The sequence below is a fragment of the Bradyrhizobium sp. genome (genome assembly GCF_049798375.1).
Lineage (GTDB): Bacteria > Pseudomonadota > Alphaproteobacteria > Rhizobiales > Xanthobacteraceae > Bradyrhizobium.
The window spans coordinates 1-3792 of sequence record NZ_JBARGP010000232.1; the positions used below are offsets into that span (position 1 = coordinate 1).

The 3792-nt window shown below is 63.1% G+C and carries 3 protein-coding genes; all 3 read left to right on the forward strand.

Annotated features, from left to right (window positions below; genetic code table 11):
- On the forward strand, nucleotides 1-405 hold a 405-nt coding region (locus WA702_RS09820), incomplete at its 5' end, for a hypothetical protein (protein ID WP_425110327.1).
- 357 nt (nucleotides 406-762) lie between these two features.
- On the forward strand, nucleotides 763-2826 hold the full coding sequence (locus tag WA702_RS09825; protein ID WP_425110328.1) for an FAD-dependent oxidoreductase: 2064 nt from the start codon (nucleotides 763-765) through the stop codon (nucleotides 2824-2826).
- 237 nt (nucleotides 2827-3063) lie between these two features.
- Nucleotides 3064-3792 (forward strand): ABC transporter ATP-binding protein (locus WA702_RS09830; protein WP_425110329.1); only part of this gene is annotated, 729 nt, incomplete at its 3' end.

Genomic DNA, 3792 nt, shown 5'->3' on the forward strand with positions numbered 1-3792 from the left:
ACCGACATGATCTCGGGCGAACAGGTCGACAAGATCGAGTTCGACGTGCTCAACGCGAAGGCCGTGGAAGAGGCCAAGAAGCCCGCCACCGGCGTCCCGGTTCTGCTCGGCATCACCAAGGCGAGCCTGCAGACCCGTTCGTTCTTCTCGGCGGCGTCGTTCCAGGAGACCACGCGCGTCCTCACCGAAGCTGCGGTCAACGGCAAGATCGATCCGCTCGAGGGCCTGAAGGAGAACGTCATTGTCGGCCGCCTGATCCCGGCTGGCACTGGCGCCTCGATGGCCCGGATCCGCGAGGTCGCAGTCAAGCGCGACAAACTGATCGTGGACGAACGGGAAAGGCAGGCGGCGATCGTGCCGGCTCAGCCCGAGCCGCAGCCGCTGGCGCTGCCGCCGGCCGAGTAAGCCAAACAACAGTCAGCGGGAACGAGATACCGTTCCGCTCCCGCTGTTCATGTGATGGAGAAAAGGCCGGCTGTCGCCGGCCTTTTTTTGACAATTTGTTGCCCTGTTGCGGTCCCGCATCCCTGTTGTTCATCTTCCCTTCAGGGACAAAAGCGCTTTTGGTATCATCCGATCCGCCCAAACGATCTTCGCTGACCGCCGAGAGTCTGTGCTGATTCAATCAGTTGGCACATGGCCTACGAGCGGACTGATCGAATCTTGGCCGGTCGAGACTCGGGGGCTTGGGAATCCTGAGACGTGTATTCGTGACTTGGACCACCGGCGCCATCCAAAGCGACCGGAGATAGCGGAACGCTGATGCTTGACCTTGCGATTGTTGGTGGCGGCCCGGGCGGCCTGATGAGCGCCTGGTACCTCAAGAAGAAACTGGGCGACCTGTGCAAGGTCACGATCTACGAGGCGTCCGACCGGCTCGGCGGCAAGATCGTCACGCGCAAGTTCGACACGGCGCCGGCAATGTACGAGGCTGGTGTCGCCGAGATCTATGACTACTCGATGACCGGGCCCGATCCGCTGCGCGAGCTGATCCAGCATTTCGGTCTGCAGACGATCCCGATGGACGCAATGCAGGTGCAGCTCGATGGCCAACTGATCGACGACGTCCCGGGCATGCGCCGAAAATACGGCGCCAAGACCGCGGCCGCGATCGAGGCCTTCCGCAAGCGTTGTACCGACATGGTATCGCCGGTCGAATATTACGAAGGCGTCGGCGCGCACGACAACGAGCATCCCTGGGCCTATCTCACCGCCGAGGAGCTGCTCGACAAGGAAGTCGACGATCCCGTCGCCAAGCGCTTCTTCAAGACGATGGCGCGCTCCGATCTCGCGACCGAGGCCCACAACACCAATGGGCTCAACGCGCTGAAGAACTTCGTGATGGATGTCGACGGCTATATCGGCCTCTACTCGATCCAGAACGGCAACGAGCAGCTGATCGAGTGCCTGCGCTCCGAGGTCGACGCCGATATCCAGCTCAATCATCGGATCCTGAAGGTCGGCAAGGCGGAGTCCGGCCGCTATCGGCTCAACATGATGAACGGCAAGGGTCCGGAGACCCGCGACTTCGATCTCGTGCTGGTGTGTCTGCCGCATTCCTGGCTGCACACGCTCGGCTGGGAAGGCGAGGGCCTGCGCAAGTCGATGATCAAGCACGTCGCCTATTTCGATCGGCCGGCGCATTACCTGCGGGTCTCGATCCTGTTCGACGAGCCGTTCTGGGGCGAGCAGATCCCGGGCGCCTGGTTCATGTCGGAAGCGTTCGGCGGCTGCTGCGTCTACAACGAGGGCGCACGGCACGATGTCGGCAAGCATGGCGTGCTGAACTGGCTGATCGCGGGTTCCGATGCCCTGGCCTTCGCCAATCTGTCGGAGCAGGAGCTGATCGCTGCGGCGTTGAAATCGTTGCCGGCCTCGTTCGGCGACGCCCGCGAGCACTTCCTCGAAGGCAAGGTTCATCGCTGGCTGTCGTCGGTCAATGCGCTGCCCGGCGGCCTCCCGGTGCGCGACGTCATGACCAACCATCGCCCCGAGCCGAAGGAGCACCCGGGGATCGTGGTCGTCGGCGACTATCTGTTCGATTCCACCCTCAACGGGCTGCTGGATTCGTCTGATGCCGCCACCGATATCATCGTCACCGAGATGATGCGGCTGCGCCGCGTCCGCTCACAGGCGAAGACGCCGCTGTCTGACAAGATCGATCGCGATTATTTCGATGATTATCGCGGGCAGGGGCCGTATGGCGAATCCTGGGCGCAGTTCACCGACCCGGACTATCTAACCAACCTGATCAAGATCGTTTGGAATAGGGCCAAGGGCAAAGGCTACAAGCTGCTGGTGGCCGGCTCGGCGAGCGGCGAACTGGTCGGCGCGCTGCGCGATCGCGGCATCGATGCCTGGGGCATCGAGAGCAACCGCTACATCCACGGCAAGACGCCGAAGGCGCTGAAGAAGTACAACAAGCTCGGCTCGATCGCCGACCTGCCCTTCAAGGACGGCGCGTTCGATTTCGTGTTCGAGACCAGCCTGTGCCATCTCGGCGACAAGCAGGTGGTGCGGGCGATTCGCGAACTCAACCGCGTGGTCAAGACCGGGCTCGTCTTCGGCTCCGTCACCTCGGACATGGCGCCGGCGCTGATCGACCGCTACGACCTGTTGCGCGGGGTCAAGAAGCTCGGCACCTGGTGGGAATGGTCGGAATTGTTCTTCGGCAACGGCTTCGATCTGTCGATGCATCGCCACGACTGCACCGACCAACTGTGGGAAGCGACGCTCGCCGCCAACAAGGGGCCGGGACAGTGGTACGCGGATTCCGACAGCCTGCGTTACTCGTTCTTTGACAAGGTCGAGGACGACGACGAATAGGACGCCTCGGCGACGCGTTCGCTGTGACGTTGTCGGCTGCGGCTGATTCGCGGAACTCGTGCGTCGCGCGAGTGCATCGTATGCGCCGGTGCCGAACGACGTCGATATCGGGCACCTCTTTAATTGCTGCCGCGTCGCCGTGTCGCAACAGCGCTAGTCCCTTTGGGGTCGAGATGTTAAAGCCGTGACGCAATGCCGGCCCATCGTCGGGCTGGCCGCAGCATTGGTTTTGGTTGGATGGCGCGCAAATCTTCAGTCCCTGATGACCGCAAATCTGCTGCCGGGGCGGATCCCGCTGCGGCGCTGGCGGCGCAGGCTGCCGCCAGAGGCGGCGCGCCAACGGGCTTGCGTGCCCTGAAGCCGTCGGCGCCGCCGCCGGACGATGATGATGGCGAAGACGACCAGGACGAAGACCTCGAGCTCGACGATGATGACGATGACGAGGACCTCATCGTGTTCTCGGCGCGCGAAGCCGCCGGCGCGCTCGCCACGGTCTATGGCTTCGTCAGGCCGCTGCTCGCCAAGTACAAGACCACTCTGGCCCTGGTCGGCCTCGGCATCCTGGTCGAGACGTTGTTCAACGTCATCATGCCGCTGAGCCTGAAGTTCCTGATCGACGACGCGCTCGGCGAGGAGGATTTCGAGGCGCTGTACCGCATCCTCGGCGTGCTCGCGGCCACCGGCATCTTCACCTCGATCGTGGCCATCTGGTACGAGCGCTGGGATGCGCGGCTCGCGGCCTGCATCATCTCCGATGTCCGCGCGCGGCTGTTCGAGCATGTGCAGAACCTGCCGGCGGCCTTTTTCCAGCGCACCAAGCGCGGCGAGATTCTCTCACGCTTCTCGGTCGACCTGTCGGCCTTCGAAGGCGCGGTGAAGAGCTTCAGCAACAGCGCGGCGCTGCCGTTGTTCGAGTTGATTGCCGGCATCGTCCTGATGCTGTTCCTGAACTGGCAGCTCGCCGTC

Excerpts from the sequence above, each read along its gene's own strand:
- WA702_RS09825 (WP_425110328.1), top strand. The coding sequence starts at position 763 with ATGCTTGACCTTGCGATTGTTGGTGGCGGCCCGGGCGGCCTGATGAGC.